The organism is Streptomyces sp. NPDC058457, assembly GCF_042720695.1.
Lineage (GTDB): Bacteria > Actinomycetota > Actinomycetes > Streptomycetales > Streptomycetaceae > Streptomyces.
In genome coordinates, this window is the sequence record NZ_JBHXLU010000149.1 from 1 (window position 1) to 17,635 (window position 17,635).

The following is a 17,635-nucleotide window of genomic DNA, read 5'->3' on the forward strand; positions in this document are numbered from 1 at the left end:
CCCGCCCGCGCCCCACCCCCCTGCCGCGGGGGCTGCTTCGGTTGATTGACAATCAACTCGCTTTACCTAAAGGGAAGTTGACGCATCCGAACAGAGGTGTCACACTCTTTTCGGCGCCCCCATGCCCTGACGGCGGTGGCGCTTCTCCCGGGCTTCTGCATTCGAGCCCGTGGCATCCTTCGTGAAATCCGTGTCCCCACCGGGGGCGCGGATTTTTTGTTTTCCTTCCGCCCCGACTTGAGGAAGTGTGGTCGATGCCTGTTTCCACCTGGACACCCGTCGGACAATGGACGGGTACGGTCACGCACGACGGCGAGGTGGACGAGTACACCGTCGCCTTCGCCCCGGACGGCTCGCTCTCGGTCACCACGCGCAAGAGCACCGGCACCGGATCCTGGACCGTCACCGGCGACGACTCCCTGGAGTTCTCGCTGCGCGAGGACTTCAACCTCGACGTCACCCAGATCAGCCCCAACGGCCACCGGGCCGCGTACATACAGATCGACATCACCGCGCGGCGCGACGGCGACGAGCTCACCGGCGAGGGCAAGGCCGTCGTGCACGGCCCCGACGACGTCGTGATCTACGCGACGGACGCCCGGACCGAAGCACGCCGGGTGTCATGACGGCCGAAGTCGCCCGGCTCACCGACGTGCTGAGCCTGCGGGACCTCGCCGGGCGCTATCTGGCCGGCCTCGACGAGGGCGGTTTCGACGCGACCTGGGCGAGGTCCCTGTTCACCGAGGACGTCGAGATGACGTTCCCGGTGGGCAGCCACCAGGGCCTCGCCGGGGTGGCCGGCTTCACCACCGAGATCATGGCGCGCTGGGGCCGCACCCACCACCACGGCTCGGAGACCCAGGTCGACGTCGACGGCGACCGGGCCGGGCTGAGCTGGAGCCTGATCGCCTCCCATGTGCACCACGGCTCGCCGCTGCCGCCGGACCCCACCCAGTACTTCCAGCTCGGCGGCCGGTTCACCGGCACGGCCCGGCGCACCCCCGACGGCTGGCGCTTCGACCGGCTGCGGCTGCGGATCGTGTGGACCACCGGCGCCGTGCCCAGGGGAGTGACCCAGGTCGACCGACAGACCCTCGACATCCGGGGGAACACGCCCACTTCAGCAGAGGAGAACGTACCCATGCCGACCACGCTCACCGCCGACCAGCAGAAGGAACTGATCGAGAAGGTCTTCCACGAGGGCCTGGACCTGGGCGACCTGTCGGCCGCCGACCGCTACCTGACCGCCGACTTCCGCAACCACGGCAGCCACGACGACTCCATGCGCGGTCCGGAGGCGTTCAAGCACACCATCAGGATCCAGCAGTCCGCGTTCAGCGACATCAAGTACGAGATCCTCGACTTCATATCGATGGGCGACAAGGCCGCGATCCGCTGGGTCATGCACGGACGGCACACCGGCCCGTTCATCGGCATCCAGCCGACCGGGCTCCAGGTGCAGCACCAGGCGATCATCTGGTTCCGCTTCGAGGGCGACCGGATCGCCGAGCGCTGGGGCATCGTCGACAACTTCTCCCTGGAGCGCTTCCTCAAGTCCGGCGGCAGGCCGGCCGGCCCGCTGACCCCGGCCGGCGGTCCGGTCGGCGGTCCCGGCGCGGGCAAGCCCGCGGCCTGACCCGCCGCCCGGCCGCGTCCGGCCCCCGCTGACGGCGGCGGGGGCCGGACGCCCTGCGTCGCCGTACCCCAACAGAACCCGAGGACCCGACGGAGCAAGGGACTTGAGACATGCCGATCGACAGGAAAGTCGCCCGGTTCAACCGGCGGTTCGCCAACCATCTCGTCGGGCCGCTGTTCAGCCGGCTGCCCGGTTTCGGAAAGGTCCACCACCGCGGCCGTAAGTCGGGGCGGGAGTTCGCCACGCCCGTCAAGCTGTTCCGGCGCGGCGCGGACATCGTCATCACGCTGCCGTACGGACCCGGCTCCGACTGGGTCAAGAACGTGCTGGCGGCGGGCGGTTGCGAGATCACCACGCGCGGCCGCCGGATCCGGGTCACCGGGCCGGTGGTCTTCACCGACGACGGTACGACGAAGATGCCCGCCCTGACCCGGCGGATCCTCTCCCGGGTCGAGGCCACCGAGTTCCTCGCGCTGACGCCGGTCCAGGCGCCCGCGCGGGTGCGGGCGGCCCGGCCGTGACCGCCGCCGGCCTGGTCACCCGGCCGGTGCGGGTGGCGCTGCTGGTCGGCTCCGCCCGCGACGGGCGGCTCGCGCCGGACGTCGCGAGCTGGTTCGCGCGGGTGGCCGCCCGCCGCGACGACCTCGTCCTCGACGTCGTCGACGTGGCCGAGCACCTGCTGCCGGCGAGCCTCGACGAGGCCGACCCACGGGCGGCGGCGCTGCGGCCCCGGCTGGGCGGGGCGGAGGCGTACGTGGTCGTCGTACCGGAGTACAACCGCAGCGTTCCGGGCCCGCTGAAGACCCTCATCGACAGCTTCCAGACCGAGTGGGAGGCCAAGCCGGTCGGGTTCGTCGGCTACGGCCTCGGCATGGCCGGCGGGGTGCGCGCGATCGAGCATCTGCGGCAGATCTTCGCCGAGTTCCACTGCGTGGGGATGAAGGACGTCGTGACGTTCCCGCGGGTGCTGGAGCACTACGACGCCGACGGCACGTTTCCGGCGGAGCCGGAGGGGGCCGAAGCCGCGGCCAAGCTCATGCTGGACCAGCTCTCGTGGTGGGCGACGGCCCTGCGCGAGGCCAAGGCCCTCCGTCCCTACGGGACTTGAAGACGCCGCCCGGTACAGCGCCCCGCAAGGGGCGCGGGGAACTGCGCGACCAGCCACGGCGGCGCGGCAGCCGCCCGACAACCGTGCCCGGCACGGCGATGCGCAGGAAGTGCCGCGATCCGTGGTGGACCGACCACAGGTCCGATGTGGCTGATCGCGCAGTTCCCCGCGCCCCCAAAGACAAAAAGAAGAAGGCCCCCTCTTTCGACAGGAGAACGCGATGGCTGTCGCCGCGCCCGATCCGCTCACTCCTCTTCTCGTCGCCGTGCCCGTGGTGATCCTCGCCTGCCGGGCCGGTGCCCAGTTGCTCAAACGGCTTGGGCAACCCCCTGTCGTCGGCGAGATCCTCGTCGGCATCCTGTTCGGCCCGTCCCTGCTGGGCTGGCTGTGGCCCGGCGCCCAGGCGTGGCTGTTCCCGCAGTCGGCGCTGCCTTACATCGGCGTGCTCGGGAACATCGGCCTGCTCGTGTTCATGTTCCTCGTCGGACTCGAACTCGACCTCAAGTCCCTGCGCGGCAACAGCAGAACGGCCGTCGCGGTGTCCCAGGCGGGAATCGCCCTGCCGCTGGCGCTGGGCACGCTGCTGGCCCTCGGCATGTACGGCGACTTCGCGCCGCCCGGCACCGGGAAGCTGCCGTTCGTGCTGTTCATCGCGGTGTCGATGAGCATCACCGCGTTCCCCGTGCTGGCCCGCATCCTGACCGACCGGGGCCTGTACCGGACCCGGGTGGGCGCGCTCGCCATGGCCAGCGCGGCCGTGGACGACGTCAGCGCCTGGTGCCTGCTGGCCGCGGTCGTGGCGGTGACGAAGAGCAACTCGCCCATGGAGGCCCTGACCACGGCCGGGTACGCGCTCGTCTTCACCGCAGTGATGTTCCTCGTCGTACGGCCGCTGCTGGCCAGGTGGGCCGCCCGCGCGGAACGCCGGTACGCCGACGGGGTCGTGCTGGTCGTGCTGTTCAGCGGGCTCAGCCTGGCCGCGTACGCCACCGACCGGATCGGTGTGCACGCGCTGTTCGGCGCGTTCCTGTTCGGCGTGGTCACCCCGCGCGGCAGCCGGCGGATCGAGGCCACCGCGGCCCGGACGCGGGCCTTCGCCGTGCCGGTGCTGCTGCCGCTGTTCTTCGTCAGCACCGGGCTGAAGACGGACATCGGGCTGCTGGGCGGCAGCGGTACCCAGTGGCTGTGGGCGGGGGCCGTGCTCGCGGTCGCCGTGGCCGGCAAGTGGGGCGGCGGCACGCTCGCGGCCCGGCTCTCCGGCCGGGACTGGCGGGACTCCATGTCGCTGGGCGCGCTGATGAACTGCCGTGGCCTGACCGAGCTGATCGTGCTCAACATCGGGCTCGGACTCGGCGTCATCGGGCCCGAGCTGTTCACGGTCCTGGTGCTGATGGCGCTGCTCACCACGGCCATGACCAGCCCGGCGCTGACCCGGATCCGCAAGGGGGTCGACGAGGACCTCGGGCGGGAACCGGCCGGAATCGGCCAAGGCGAGCCCGCCCTGGAGATCGCGAGAACCCGCTGACCTGCGCCTTCGGGCGCGGTGGTGGCGTCACCCTCCGACCGGCGAATAGTTCAGGCCCTGATGGTTGGCAGATTGCTAGTTGGAAGCTTGATAGATAAGTAGGTTGACGATACTCTCGCAGTACGACGCCGAAGCAGTGAGGGAGAGAACGATGAGCCAGGACTTCAAGAACCTCGACATGACGATGATGTTCGCGATCCACGACGCGCTCCGCCGCGAGCTGGAGCGGATCGCCCGGATCACCGCGCGGGTCGACGAGGACCCCCGGCACGTACTGAGCGCCGCGGTCGGCTGGGAGCTCTTCAAGAAGTTCCTGACCGTCCACCACACCTCCGAGGACGTGAAGATCTGGCCGGTCATGGAGGCGGCCCTGGCCGGCCAGAGCTCCGAACTGGCCCTGCTCGCCGACATGGAGGCCGAGCACGGCGTCATCGACCCGCTGCTCGCCGACATCGACGCCGCCCTCGCCGACCGCGACTCCGGCCCGGAGCGCCTGACCGGCCTGACCGACACCCTCTACACCAAGCTCGGCGGCCACCTCGACCACGAGGAGCGGGACGCCCTGCAGTTGATGGACATCACGCTCTCGCAGGAGCAGTGGCAGGACTTCTCCGCCGAGCAGCGCGTCCGGATCGGCGACGACTCCGCCCGCTACCTGCCCTGGCTGCTCGACGACATCGACGCCGCGAAGGTCGCGAACATCGTCGGCAAGATGCCCGAGCCGCTGCGCAACGCCTACGAGAACGACTGGCGCAAGGCCTACGAGGACCTCGACATCTGGACCCCCAAGACCGCCTCCACCACCCGCTGACCGGATCCCGAGGGTTCCGCTCGACACCCCCCAACCCTGAGACAGACACGGAGACATCCCATGTCGCTGCAAGACCGCACTCAGGCCGTCCCCAAGGCCGCGGCCCCGCCGCAGCAGGACGGCAGGCTCGGACTCGCGTTACTCGTGATCGCCGCGGCCCAGCTCATGCTCGTCCTCGACAACACGATCGTCGCCGTCGCCCTGCCGAGCATGCAGAGCGCCCTCGGGCTCAGCGAGTCCGGCCTCGGCTGGATCGTCACCGCCTACGCCCTGGCCTTCGGCGGTCTGCTGCTGGCCGGCGGCCGCGCCGGTGACCTCTTCGGCCGCCGCCGGGTCTTCCGCACCGGACTGGTCCTGTTCACCGCCGCCTCGCTGCTCGGCGGCCTCGCCCAGAGCGGCGAACTGCTCATCGCCGCCCGGGTGATCCAGGGCGCGGGCGCCGCCATCGCCGCCCCCACCGCCCTGTCCCTGCTGGCCACCACCTTCCCGGCGGGCCCCGCCCGCAACAAGGCGCTCGGTGTCTACGGCGCGATGGGCGGCCTCGGCTCCGTCGTCGGCCTGCTGCTCGGCGGCGCGCTCACCGAGTACCTGAGCTGGCGCTGGGTGATGTTCGTGAACATCCCGATCGCCCTGGCCGTCCTGTTCGGCACGGGCGTCCTCGTCGAGGGCGAGCGCGAGCGCGGCAAGGTCGACGTGCCCGGCGCGCTCACCGCCACCCTGGGCTTCGGCTCGCTCGTCTACGCCATCAACCGCGCCGGCGACAAGGGCTTCGGCGACGGCGTCACCCTGATCGGCCTGGGCGCCGCACTCGTCCTGATCCTCGCCTTCGTCCTCATCCAGCGCGCCGGCAAGGCGCCGATGATCCCGAGCGGGGTGCTCGCCGACAGGGGCCGCGTCGGCGCCAACCTGATCATGTTCCTGGTCGGCGCGGGCATGCTCGCCACCTTCTACTTCCTGACCCTCTACATGCAGGTCGTCAAGGGCTACGCCCCGATGGTCACCGGCGTCGCCTACCTGCCCTTCGCGCTCGGCATGGGCATCGCGGCCGGTGGCCTCGGCCCGCAGCTGCTCGCCAAGCTGCCCGAGCGCAACGTGATCGCCCTCGGTCTGCTGATCGGTACCGCCGGCATGGTCTGGTTCAGCTTCATCGAGCCCGGCCAGACCCCGTGGGCCGCGCTGCTGCCGGCCCAGCTGGTCGTCGGCCTCGGCCTCGGCATGGTCTTCGTGGCCGTCACCATCGTCAGCGTCCGCGGGGTCGCCCCGCAGGCCACCGGCGCGGCCTCCGGCCTGGTCAACACCGCCCAGCAGATCGGCGGCGCCATCGGCCTCGCAGGCCTCGCCGCGGCGGCCACCGCCATCACGAACCACGAGCTGCCGGGCAGCGTCCCGCACGCCCTGACCACCGGCTACTCGTACGGGTTCCTGCTCGGCGGCGGCCTCTACCTGCTGGCCCTGGTCGTGGCCCTGGCCACCCTCCCGGGCACCCGCCCCCAGCAGCAGGACGCCGAGCACCCGCCCGTCGCCCTGTGACCGGCCCCGGCGGCCCCGCCCTGACCACTCCGGGCGGGGTCGCCGGTTCCCCGGTGCCGGTGCCGGTGCCGGTACTGGTCGGGAGGCCGTCGATATACTCGGGCAGGAGGTGCTGTCTTGCGGTACGAGAGCGACGACGATCGCGGCCCGGTGACCGGGACCGAGCAGACCGCGGAGGTCCCCGGTGTCCTCCCCGACGCGCTCACGGACTTCATCGGCTACCTCCTGCGCCGCGTCTACGCGCAGTTCTCCGCCACCGACGACGGCGGCGACAGCGACCCCCGTGACTTCCTGGTCCTCGACGCGCTCACCGGCCGGGACTGGGAGTCCCAGCTCGACCTCGCGGAACGGCTCGGCATCAACCGCACCATCATGGTCGGCGTCATCGACCGGCTGGAGGCCCGCGACGAGGTCCGGCGCACCCGCAACCCCGACAACCGGCGCCAGTACGTGCTCTCCCTGACCGACCGGGGACGCGAGGCCGTGGAGGCCAGCCGGCGGGCGGTCGCCGAGCGGGACGCCCGGCTCACCGCCGTACTGACGGACGAGGAGACCGCCCGGCTCGACGAACTGCTCGGCCGGCTGCTGCCCGAGTCGGCGCAGCCCCTCGTGCAGGGCACCGAGTACCTGGCCGCGCAGGCCCACCACCGGCTGCGCAGGCACGGCGACGACAAGCTGGCCGGCACCGGTCTGAGGGTGCGTCACTACGGCCCGCTGTCCGCCCTCGACGTCCTCGGGCCCATCTCCCAGCAGCGGCTCGCCGGACTGCTCGCCATCACCGGGCCCGCCGCCTCCCAGCTCGTCGACGAACTCGTCAGACTGGGCCTGGTGCGCCGGGGCCGCGACCCGCACGACCGGCGCCGGTACGCCCTCGAAGTGACCGACCTCGGCCGTGAACAGCTCGGTGTGGTGGCCGGGGCCGTCGCGGGGCTCGCCGCGGACGTCTCCGCCATGCTCGGCCCCGGCGGCGAGGACGAACTGCGCGGACTGCTGCTGAAGCTCCTCGCCCCGACGCATTCCGGCCCGGCATTCGCGGAGAACACCAAGTCATCCGTCTCCGCCAGGGGTTGACCCTTTGGCCAAAGGCTGTCACGCTTAATTCGGCGCATTCACCGCGCCCTTTTCCAGGCTCTTCGCAGCGCCCCTCCGGTTCCTTTCCGGAAGGGCCACGGGGGGCCTTTTTTCATGCGGACATTTCCTGCGGACATCCCGCGGCACGTGGTTTTCCCGTTGCGCACCGCCCCTCGACGAAGGAGACAGTCATGGTCGCCAAGAAGACCGACGGCTCGCCCGAACCGGCGCGCATACCCGAGGACATGACCTTCGACGTCATCATCCTCGGCTCGGGCCTCGCAGGCTCCGTCACCGGCGCCGTCCTCGCCAAGCACGGAGCCAGGGTGCTGCTGGTCGACGCGGCCGCGCACCCCCGCTTCGCCATCGGCGAGTCCATGACCCCGCAGCTCGTGGAATGGATCCACATCCTCGCCGAACGCCACGACATCCCCGAGCTGAAAAGCCTGGCCAGCGTCGAGGCCTCCACCCGTGACATCGGCCCGACCTTCGGCACGAAGGCGCACTTCGGCTTCATGAAGCACGAGGTCGGAAAAGAGCCCGACCCGCGCGAGGCGACGCAGCTCGCACTGCCGAAGATATTCCACCAGAACAGCCACATGTTCCGGCAGGACAGCGACTCCTTCATGTTCCACGTCGCCGTCAAGTACGGCTGCACCCCCCGGCAGAACTGGCGTGCGAACGAAGTCGAGTTCGACGACGACGGTGTGACCGTCCTCGGCCGCAGCGCCGCCCCCGGCGCCGAGCCCGAGCTGTACCGGGCCGAGTACCTGGTGGACGCCTCCGGGTTCCGGTCCCCGCTCGCCGACAAGTTCGACCTGCGCGACAAGCCCACCGCCCGCTTCAAGCACCACTCCCGCTCGATGTTCACGCACTACGTCGGCATCAAGCGGTTCGACGACGTCAGCGGCCACCCCCAGGACCTGCGCCCGCCGGCCGACTGGCACACCGGCACCATGCACCACCTCATCGAGCGCGGCTGGTTCTGGATCATCCCCTTCGACAACCACCCGAAGTCCCGCAACCCGCTGTGCAGCGTCGGCCTGACGATGGACGAGCGCACCTACCCCAAGCCGAAGGACCTCACCCCGGAGCAGGAGTTCCAGACCTTCCTCGACAAGTACCCGGCGGTGAAGCGGCAGTTCGACGGCGCCACCCGGGTCCGTGAGTGGATCTCGACCGACCGGCTGCAGTACAGCTCGAAGCAGACGATCGGCGACCGCTGGTGCCTGATGTCGCACGCGGCAGGCTTCCTCGACCCGCTGTTCTCCCGCGGCCTGTCCAACACCATGGAGGTCGTCGACGCGCTCACCTCCCGGCTGATCCCCGCCCTCAAGGACGGCGACTTCTCCGCGGAGCGCTTCGAGTACGTCGAGCGCGTCGAGCAGGGCCTGCTCCAGTACAACGACGACCTGGTCAACAGCTCCTTCATCGCGTTCTCCCACTTCCGGCTCTGGAACGCGGTCTTCCGGGTCTGGGGCTCGTTCATCACCCCCGGCACCATGCGGCTGACCCGGGCCCGCCTCAAGCACTTCAAGGACCACGACACACGCCACTTCGACGAGCTGGAGAACGTGGCGCACCCGGGGCTGTGGTGGCCGCAGAGCGACTCCTTCAAGCGGATCCTGGAGACCACCGCCGAGACCTGCGAGAAGTACGAGGCCGGCGCGCTCACCGGCGACGAGGCCGCCGACATCGTCTTCGGGCTGCTCAAGGAGTCCCCGGTCGTCAACCCGGTCTTCGGCTGGAAGGACGAGGAGCGGCGGTTCATCTACCCGTCCACGCTGACCATGGCCCGCTTCCTGTACTGGGCCTCCGTCGAGGCCCCCGCGGAGATGAACAGCGTCGGCCGCGAGTTCCTGCTCGGCATCCTCAAGGCCGGCGCGAAGGTCCGCAAGCTCCTCTGACCACTGCCAGACAAGCCAGAAAGGGATGCGCATGTCCGCAGCAGCGCGGTCGCTGACCCGTGCCCAGGAGACACCTCAGACGCGGCCCGTCGAACCGCTGGATCTGCGCCGCGTGTGCGGCCTGTTCACGACCGGCGTCACGGTCATCACCACCGGCCCCGACGGCGACGCGGACGGCACCACCGTCAACTCGTTCACCTCGGTCTCGCTGGAACCCCCGCTGGTGCTGTTCTGTCTGCACCAGCAGTCCCGGCTGCACACGCTCCTGGAGCAGAGCGGCGGGTTCACCGTGAACTTCCTGTCCGGCCGGCAGCAGCCGCTGGCCCGGCACTTCGCCGGGCGCCGGGCCACCGCCGGCGCCACGGCCTTCGAGGGCGTCCCGCACCACTTCACCGACGACGGACTGCCCGTGCTCAGCGAGGCCCTCGCCCATCTGACCTGCACCACCGTCGACGTGCACAGCGCCGGCGACCACGACATCGTCATCGGCGAGGTGGTGGAGCTGGGCGTCCCCGAACACGGCCTGGAGCCGCTGATCTTCTTCGACGGCTCCCTGGGCCCGCTGGAGACCGGTGCGGACCGCTTCCAGCACACCCGGCAGGCGTCCTGACATGCGCAGGGTGCTCATCGCCAACCGTGGCGAGATAGCCGTACGTGTGGCCAGAGCCTGCCGGGACGCCGGGATCGCGAGCGTCGCCGTCTACGCGGACCCGGACCGGGACGCCCTGCACGTCCGGGTCGCCGACGCGGCCTTCGCCCTGGGCGGTGACACCCCGGCCACCAGTTACCTGGACATCGGGAAGGTCCTGCGGGCCGCCCGGGAGACCGGGGCGGACGCCGTCCACCCCGGCTACGGGTTCCTCTCCGAGAACGCCGAGTTCGCCCAGGCGGTCCTGGACGCGGGCCTGACCTGGATCGGCCCGCCGCCGTCCGCCATCCGCGACCTGGGCGACAAGGTGGCGGCCCGGCACATCGCCCAGCGGGCGGGCGCGCCCCTGGTGGCCGGCACCCCGGACCCGGTGGGCGGTGCGGACGAGGTCGTGGCGTTCGCCGAGCAGCACGGTCTGCCGATCGCCATCAAGGCGGCCTTCGGCGGCGGCGGGCGCGGGCTGAAGGTCGCCCGGACCCTGGAGGAGGTGCCGGAGCTCTATGAGTCGGCGGTGCGGGAGGCGGTGGCCGCCTTCGGACGCGGCGAGTGCTTCGTCGAGCGCTACCTGGACCGGCCGCGGCACGTCGAGACGCAGTGCCTCGCGGACCGGTACGGCAACGTGGTGGTCGTATCGACCCGTGACTGCTCGTTGCAGCGCCGGCACCAGAAGCTGGTGGAGGAGGCTCCGGCACCGTTCCTGACGCCGGAGCAGACCGCCGAGCTGTACCGGGCGTCGAAGGCGATCCTGCGCGAGGCCGGCTATGTCGGCGCGGGCACCTGCGAGTTCCTCGTCGGGCAGGACGGCACCGTCTCCTTCCTGGAGGTCAACACCCGCCTCCAGGTGGAGCATCCGGTGACCGAGGAGGTCGCCGGCATCGACCTGGTCCGCGAGATGTTCCGGATCGCCGACGGCGCGGAACTCGGCTACGGCGACCCCGAGGTGCGGGGCCACTCGTTCGAGTTCCGGATCAACGGCGAGGATCCGGGCCGGGGCTTCCTGCCGGCTCCGGGCACGGTGACGGTCTTCGAGCCGCCGTCGGGACCGGGGGTGCGGCTGGACGCCGGCGTGGAGTCGGGCAGCGTGATCGGCCCGGCCTGGGACTCGCTCCTCGCCAAGCTGATCGTCACCGGCCGCACCCGCGCGGAGGCGCTGGAGCGGGCCGCGCGGGCGCTCGACGAGTTCCGCGTCGAGGGGATGGCCACGGCGATCCCGTTCCACCGGGCGGTCGTACGGGATCCGGCGTTCGCTCCGGCCGAGGGGCCGTTCACCGTCCACACCCGGTGGATCGAGACCGAGTTCGTCAACGACATCGAGGCCTTCACGGCGGCTCCGGCCGACGGTTCCGAGACGGCGGCGGCCGATCGCGAGACGGTCGTCGTCGAGGTCGGCGGACACCGGCTGGAGGTCTCGCTGCCGGCCGTGCTGGGGCGGGTCCCGGACCGGATGCCGGGTCCTGTCGGCGCCGGCGCCCCCCGGACCCGCCGCCGTACCGCGGGCGGCGCGGCTCCGGCCGCCTCGGGCGACACCCTCGCCTCTCCCATGCAGGGCACCGTCGTCAAGGTCGCCGTCGCCGAGGGGCAGACGGTCGAGAAGGGCGACCTGGTCGTCGTACTCGAAGCCATGAAGATGGAGCAGCCGCTCACCGCGCACCGCTCCGGCACCGTGACCGGGATCGCCGCCGAGGTGGGGCAGGCCCTCGCCGCCGGTGCCGCGATCTGCGAGATCAAGGACTGATCGCAGACCGACCGAGAACTGACCGAGGACTGATCGCTTTGGCAGCACTCACCTACACCGACGCCATGAACGGCGCGCTGGAGCGGCTGCGTTCCGTGGGGTACGAGCACGGGCGCAGCTTCGTCAACCACGCCCCGATGGCCGCCGAGGCCCTGGCCCACATGGGATACGCCGCCGAGGTACCCGGCTGGGTGGAGGGCCATCTGCGCAGCCACACCTTCCACGACGTGCCCGAGCGGCGGTTCGCCCTCGACCCGGCCGACGAGGCCGACTGGCGGCAGGCGCTCGGCGAGTTCGGCCGGGTCGCCGACTGGACCACCCTGTTCGAGCGCGAGCTGGCCGAGGGCGAGTGGGCCGACGTCCTGGCCCGCTGGTGGCCCCGGCTGCTGCCCGGCATGTCCGGGGTGCTCACGCACGGGGTGATCCGCACCGCGCACGCGGTCCGTGCCGTGGTGACGGGCGGGCCCGACAACCGCCTGCAACTGGCCGAACTGGCACACGGGTTGGGGTACTGGGCGGCCCGGTACTCGGAGGGCGGGGTCGCCGTCCAGGAGGAGGACGGGGACGGTGGTGGTGACGTCGTACGGGCGCTGGACGAGCTCGTCGCCGAGTTCTCCGGGATCTACGCCACGCTCTCCCTCCCGCATCCGATCCCGCTGATCCACTCGGTCACCGGGCCCGCCGCCGTACGGCTGGTGGTGGAGCACCTGCCGGAGGAGCAGCGGTGGCCGTCGTACCGGGTCGCGCGGGCCGTCAGCCGCACGATGCTCGACTGGTTCCACGCCGTGCCCAGGCCCGCGGTCCCGCTGCCGGCCGCCCCCGACCCGGCCGCCCTGTTCGCCGAGGCCGTCCAGATCGGCGACGAGCACGCCATCAAGCTCGCCGAAGTGGCCGTACGGCACGAGGCGCTGGCCCCCGACCCCCGGCACGCGGCGGCCGCGCACGTGGCCAACCGGGCGATCGGGCGCCTGTACCGCTGACAGTTCGTCTTCGCCGACGGTCTCCCAGACCAGACCAGACCAGACCGTACGGAACCGTTCCCGAGGAGTGTCATGGACGCACAAGTCATCGTCGTGGGCGCCGGGCCGGCCGGCATGATGCTCGCGGGCGAGCTACGGCTCGCGGGCGCCGAGGTCATCGTCCTGGAGAAGCTGCCCGCGCGCACCGGAGAGTCGCGCGGCCTCGGCTTCACCGCCCGCACCATGGAGGTCTTCGACCAGCGCGGACTGCTGCCCCGCTTCGGGGACATCGAGGTCAGCAACGTGGGCCACTTCGGCGGCCTGCCGGTCGACTTCGGTGTCCTCGACGGCGCCCACCAGGCTGCCAAAACGATCCCGCAGTCGGTCACCGAGACCGTCCTGGAGGAGTGGGCCGGCCGGCTCGGCGCGGACATCCGGCGCCGGCACGAGGTGCTGTCGGTCAAGGAGAAGGAGGACTGCGTCGAGGTCGAGGTGCGCGGCCCCGGGGGCGTGCACCAGCTGCGCGCCGAGTACCTCGTGGGGTGCGACGGCGGCCGGTCCACCATCCGCAAGGCCGCCGGTTTCGACTTCCCGGGGACGCCGTCCACGCTGGAGATGTACCTCGCCGACGTGAAGGGCATCGAGCTGGAGCCCCGGATGATCGGCGAGACCCTGCCCGGCGGCATGGTCATGGTCGGGCCGCTGCCCGGCGGGATCACCCGGCTGATCATCTGCGAGCGCGGCACCCCGCCGCAGCGCCGCGAGAAGCCGCCGACCTGGGCGGAGGCCGCGGCGGCCTGGCAACGGCTGACCGGCGACGACATCTCGCACGCCGAGGCGGTGTGGGTGTCCTCCTTCGGCGACGGCACACGCCTGGTCACCGAGTACCGACGCGGCCGGATCCTGCTCGCCGGCGACGCCGCGCACATCCATCTGCCGGCCGGCGGGCAGGGCATGAACACCAGCATCCAGGACGCCGTGAACCTCGGCTGGAAGCTGGGCGCGGTGGTGCGGGGGCGGGCGCCGGAGGCGCTGCTCGACACGTACCACGACGAACGGCACCCGGTCGGGCAGCGGCTGATGATGAACACCCGGGCGCAGGGGCTGCTGTTCCTGTCCGGGCCCGAGGTGCAGCCGCTGCGCGACGTACTCAACGAACTGATCCGGTATCCCGAGGTCAGCAGGCACCTGGCGGCGATGGTCTCCGGCCTTGAGATCCACTACGACCTCGACGGGGGCGCCGGCGCGCTGCTCGGCCGACGGCTGCCGAACGTGCCGCTCACCGGGCACCGGAGGGTGGCCTCCAGCACGGAGGCGCTGCGCGGCGGGCGGGGTGTGCTGCTGGACCTCGCCGACAACGCGAGGCTGCGGGAGCGGGCCTGGGCCTGGCGGGACCGGGTGGACGTGGTGACGGCGGTGGCGGCCGACGGCTCGCTGGGCGGTACCACGGCTGTGCTGGTGCGGCCCGACGGTTATGTGGCCTGGGTGGCGCCGGGTAGTCATGCGGATCTGCCGATGGCCCTTGAGCGGTGGTTCGGGCCTGCGCGCTGAGGGCGCCGCCGAGAGTGCCGCGATCTGTCGTCTTGCGGCTGCCCCGCCGTCGTGGCTGGTCGCGCCCACGCGGCGGCAGCCGCAAATCAAATGCAGCCCCGCGCCCCTGAAGGGGCGCTTTTCCTTGAGGAGTTTTCATGCACAGCACCCTGATCGTCGCTCGTATGGAGCCGGCTCACAGTCAGGAAGTCGCGCGGTTGTTCAAGGAGTTCGACGAGACCGAGATGCCGCATCTCATGGGCACCAGGCGCCGTGAGCTCTTCGCCTACCGCGGGCTGTACTTCCACCTCCAGCACTTCGACACCGACAACGGCGGTGAGCTGATCGAGGAGGCCAAGGCCGACCCGCGGTTCGTGCGGATCAGCGAGGACCTCAAGCCGTTCATCCAGGCGTACGACCCCGCCACCTGGCGGTCTCCCGCCGACGCGGTCGCCACGCGCTTCTACGACTGGGAGGGCCGGGCGTGAACGCCAGGCGAGTGGTCATCACCGGGGTCGGCGTCATCGCCCCCGGCGGTGTCGGTACCAAGAACTTCTGGAACCTGCTCAGCGAGGGCCGCACCGCGACCCGTGGCATCAGCTTCTTCGACCCGTCCTCCTTCCGGTCCCGGGTCGCCGCCGAGGTCGACTTCGACCCGGAGGAGCACGGGCTGAGCCCGCAGGAGATACGGCGGATGGACCGGGCGGCGCAGCTGGCCGTCGTCAGTGCGCGGGAGGCCCTCGCCGACAGCGGCCTTGACCTGTCCGGCGCCGACCCCCACCGGGTCGGGGTCACCATCGGCAGCGCGGTCGGCGCGACCATGGGGCTCGACCAGGAGTACCGGGTGGTCAGCGACGGCGGCCGGCTCGACCTCGTCGACCACACCTACGCCGTCCCGCACCTCTACAACTACCTGGTGCCCAGCTCGTTCGCGGCCGAGGTCGCCTGGTCGGTGGGGGCGGAGGGCGCGGCCACGGTCGTGTCCACCGGGTGCACGTCGGGCCTGGACTCCGTGGGCCATGCCGTCGAGCTGATCCGTGAAGGCTCGGCCTGCGCGATGATCGCCGGCGCCACCGACGCCCCGATCTCCCCGATCACCCTGGCCTGCTTCGACGCCATCAAGGCCACCACCCCGCGCAACGACGACCCCGAGCACGCCTCCCGCCCCTTCGACGGCACCCGCAACGGGTTCGTGCTGGGGGAAGGATCGGCCGTCTTCGTCCTTGAGGAGCTGGAGGCCGCGAAGCGGCGGGGCGCGCACATCTACGCCGAGATCGCCGGGTACGCCTCCCGCTGCAACGCCTTCCACATGACCGGGCTGCGGCCCGACGGTGCGGAGATGGCCGAGGCCATCACGGTCGCCCTCGACGAGGCACGGCTCAACCCCGAGGCGATCGACTACATCAACGCGCACGGCTCCGGCACCAAGCAGAACGACCGGCACGAGACCGCGGCGTTCAAGAAGAGCCTCGGCGACCACGCCTACCGGACCCCGGTCTCCTCGATCAAGTCGATGGTCGGGCACTCGCTCGGAGCGATCGGCTCCATCGAGATCGCCGCGTCCGTCCTCGCCATGGAGCACAACGTCGTGCCCCCGACGGCCAACCTGCACACCCCCGACCCCGAGTGCGACCTGGACTACGTCCCGCTCACCGCCCGCGAGCACCGCACCGACGCGGTGCTCACCGTGGGCAGCGGGTTCGGCGGCTTCCAGAGCGCGATGGTGCTCGCCCGACCGGACAGGAGCGCGGCCGCATGAGTGCACGGACCGTGGTGACCGGGCTCGGCGTCGCCGCGCCCAACGGCCTGGGTACGGCGGACTACTGGGCCGCCGCCCGCGCCGGGAAGAGCGGGATCGGCCGCATCACGCGGTTCGACCCGTCCGGGTACCCGGCGAAACTGGCCGGTGAGGTGCCCGGGTTCAGCGCCGGGGAGCATCTGCCGAGCCGGCTGCTCGCCCAGACCGACCACATGACCCGGCTGGCGCTCGTCGCGACGGACTGGGCGCTGGCCGACGCCGACGTCAGCCCGGCCGACCTGCCCGCCTACGACATGGGCGTGGTCACCGCCAGTTCCTCCGGCGGCTTCGAGTTCGGGCAGGGGGAGCTGCAGAAGCTGTGGAGCCAGGGCAGCCAGTTCGTCTCGGCATACCAGTCGTTCGCCTGGTTCTACGCCGTCAACAGCGGACAGATCTCCATCCGCAACGGCATGAAGGGCCCGAGCGGGGTGGTCGTGTCGGACCAGGCCGGTGGCCTCGAGGCCCTCGCCCACGCGCGGCGGCAGATCCGGAAGGGGACGCAGCTCATCGTCTCCGGGGCGATCGACGCGTCCATCTGCCCGTGGGGGTGGGTGGCGCAGCTCGCCAGCGACCGGCTGTCCACGTCGGAGGAGCCGGACCGGTCGTACCTGCCGTTCGACTCCGCCGCGGCCGGGCACGTGGCCGGAGAGGGCGGGGCGATCCTGATCCTGGAGGCCGAGGAGACGGCCGTACGGCGGGGTGCCCGGGTGTACGGGGAGATCGCGGGGTACGGCGCGACGTTCGACCCGGTGCCGGGGAACGGGCGGCCGCCGGGGCTGCGCAAGGCGATCGAACTGGCCCTCGCGGACGCGGGCGCCGACGCGGCCGACGTCGACGTCGTGTTCGCCGACGCGGCGGCCGTGCCGGAGCTGGACCGGGTGGAGGCCGATGCGATCGGCGACGTGTTCGGGCCGCACGGGGTGCCGGTGACCGCGCCGAAGACGATGACCGGGCGGCTGTACTCGGGGGCCGCGCCGCTGGACGTGGCGACGGCGCTGCTTGCCGTCCGGGACGGGGTGGTGCCGGCGACGGTGCATGTCTCGCCGGACGCGGGTTATGACCTCGACCTGGTGGTGGGGGAGCCGCGGCTGACCGAGGTGCGGACGGCGCTGGTGCTGGCCCGCGGGTACGCCGGGTTCAACTCTGCCATGGTCGTACGGGCGTAACCCGCCTACGACCGTAGGGGCTTGTGCGGTGGCGCGGCTGCGGGCCGGTGGGGGTTGCTCGCGCAGTTCCCCGCGCCCCTACGGGGCGCTGCTCAGCTGCTCCCTCCATAGACATAGCTGCGGGCAGGCGTGCCGCAGGGCGGCACGGGTGGGCGCTGGGGGTCCCCCCGGCCGAAGGCTGGGGGAGGCACCCTGCCGGCGCCGGTAAGC

16 protein-coding genes are annotated in these 17,635 nt (G+C 71.5%); all 16 read left to right on the forward strand.

What is annotated here, in order from left to right; genetic code table 11:
* Positions 1–254: 254 nt before the first annotated feature.
* Positions 255–626, forward strand: coding sequence for a dehydrogenase (locus ACFWPS_RS52215; protein ID WP_383721146.1), 372 nt, complete (start codon positions 255–257; stop codon positions 624–626).
* Positions 623–1,636 carry an ester cyclase gene (locus tag ACFWPS_RS52220; protein ID WP_383721149.1) on the forward strand — a complete coding sequence of 338 codons (1,014 nt, stop codon included), beginning with the start codon at positions 623–625 and terminating at the stop codon, positions 1,634–1,636. Before ACFWPS_RS52215 ends, ACFWPS_RS52220 begins: the two co-directional genes overlap by 4 nt.
* A 110-nt stretch (positions 1,637–1,746) precedes the next feature.
* Positions 1,747–2,157: a nitroreductase family deazaflavin-dependent oxidoreductase gene (locus tag ACFWPS_RS52225; RefSeq protein ID WP_383721152.1), complete on the forward strand. Its 411-nt coding sequence runs from the start codon at positions 1,747–1,749 to the stop codon at positions 2,155–2,157.
* Positions 2,154–2,744, forward strand: coding sequence for an NADPH-dependent FMN reductase (locus tag ACFWPS_RS52230; protein WP_383721156.1), 591 nt, complete (start codon positions 2,154–2,156; stop codon positions 2,742–2,744). The genes ACFWPS_RS52225 and ACFWPS_RS52230 overlap by 4 nt, the downstream gene beginning before the upstream one ends.
* 220 nt (positions 2,745–2,964) lie before the next feature.
* A complete protein-coding gene (locus tag ACFWPS_RS52235) occupies positions 2,965–4,269 on the forward strand; it encodes a cation:proton antiporter (RefSeq protein ID WP_383721158.1) in 1,305 nt (434 codons plus the stop codon).
* 151 nt (positions 4,270–4,420) lie between these two features.
* Positions 4,421–5,080 (forward strand): hemerythrin domain-containing protein, encoded by a 660-nt coding sequence (locus tag ACFWPS_RS52240; protein ID WP_383721160.1) that lies wholly within the window; start codon positions 4,421–4,423, stop codon positions 5,078–5,080.
* A 60-nt stretch (positions 5,081–5,140) separates the two neighbouring features.
* Positions 5,141–6,610, forward strand: coding sequence for an MFS transporter (locus tag ACFWPS_RS52245; protein ID WP_383721164.1), 1,470 nt, complete (start codon positions 5,141–5,143; stop codon positions 6,608–6,610).
* A gap of 150 nt (positions 6,611–6,760) precedes the next feature.
* Positions 6,761–7,681, forward strand: a complete 921-nt coding sequence (locus ACFWPS_RS52250) for a MarR family winged helix-turn-helix transcriptional regulator (RefSeq protein ID WP_383721189.1) — start codon at positions 6,761–6,763, stop codon at positions 7,679–7,681.
* A 191-nt stretch (positions 7,682–7,872) separates the two neighbouring features.
* The gene (locus ACFWPS_RS52255; protein WP_383721167.1) at positions 7,873–9,588 is read left to right on the forward strand and encodes an NAD(P)/FAD-dependent oxidoreductase; all 1,716 of its coding nucleotides are present in this window, start codon (positions 7,873–7,875) and stop codon (positions 9,586–9,588) included.
* A gap of 31 nt (positions 9,589–9,619) precedes the next feature.
* Positions 9,620–10,198, forward strand: coding sequence for a flavin reductase family protein (locus ACFWPS_RS52260; protein ID WP_383721170.1), 579 nt, complete (start codon positions 9,620–9,622; stop codon positions 10,196–10,198).
* Between the two features lies 1 nt (position 10,199).
* On the forward strand, positions 10,200–11,972 hold the full coding sequence (locus tag ACFWPS_RS52265; RefSeq protein ID WP_383721173.1) for an acetyl/propionyl/methylcrotonyl-CoA carboxylase subunit alpha: 1,773 nt from the start codon (positions 10,200–10,202) through the stop codon (positions 11,970–11,972).
* 38 nt (positions 11,973–12,010) lie between these two features.
* Positions 12,011–12,952 (forward strand): hypothetical protein, encoded by a 942-nt coding sequence (locus tag ACFWPS_RS52270; protein ID WP_383721176.1) that lies wholly within the window; start codon positions 12,011–12,013, stop codon positions 12,950–12,952.
* A gap of 72 nt (positions 12,953–13,024) precedes the next feature.
* Entirely contained in the window at positions 13,025–14,482 is a 1,458-nt protein-coding gene (locus ACFWPS_RS52275) for an FAD-dependent monooxygenase (RefSeq protein WP_383721179.1), read from the forward strand.
* A gap of 137 nt (positions 14,483–14,619) precedes the next feature.
* On the forward strand, positions 14,620–14,949 hold the full coding sequence (locus ACFWPS_RS52280; RefSeq protein ID WP_383721181.1) for a TcmI family type II polyketide cyclase: 330 nt from the start codon (positions 14,620–14,622) through the stop codon (positions 14,947–14,949).
* Positions 14,946–16,220 carry a beta-ketoacyl-[acyl-carrier-protein] synthase family protein gene (locus ACFWPS_RS52285; protein ID WP_383721183.1) on the forward strand — a complete coding sequence of 425 codons (1,275 nt, stop codon included), beginning with the start codon at positions 14,946–14,948 and terminating at the stop codon, positions 16,218–16,220. Before ACFWPS_RS52280 ends, ACFWPS_RS52285 begins: the two co-directional genes overlap by 4 nt.
* The gene (locus ACFWPS_RS52290; protein ID WP_383721186.1) at positions 16,217–17,425 is read left to right on the forward strand and encodes a ketosynthase chain-length factor; all 1,209 of its coding nucleotides are present in this window, start codon (positions 16,217–16,219) and stop codon (positions 17,423–17,425) included. Before ACFWPS_RS52285 ends, ACFWPS_RS52290 begins: the two co-directional genes overlap by 4 nt.
* Positions 17,426–17,635: the final 210 nt, after the last annotated feature.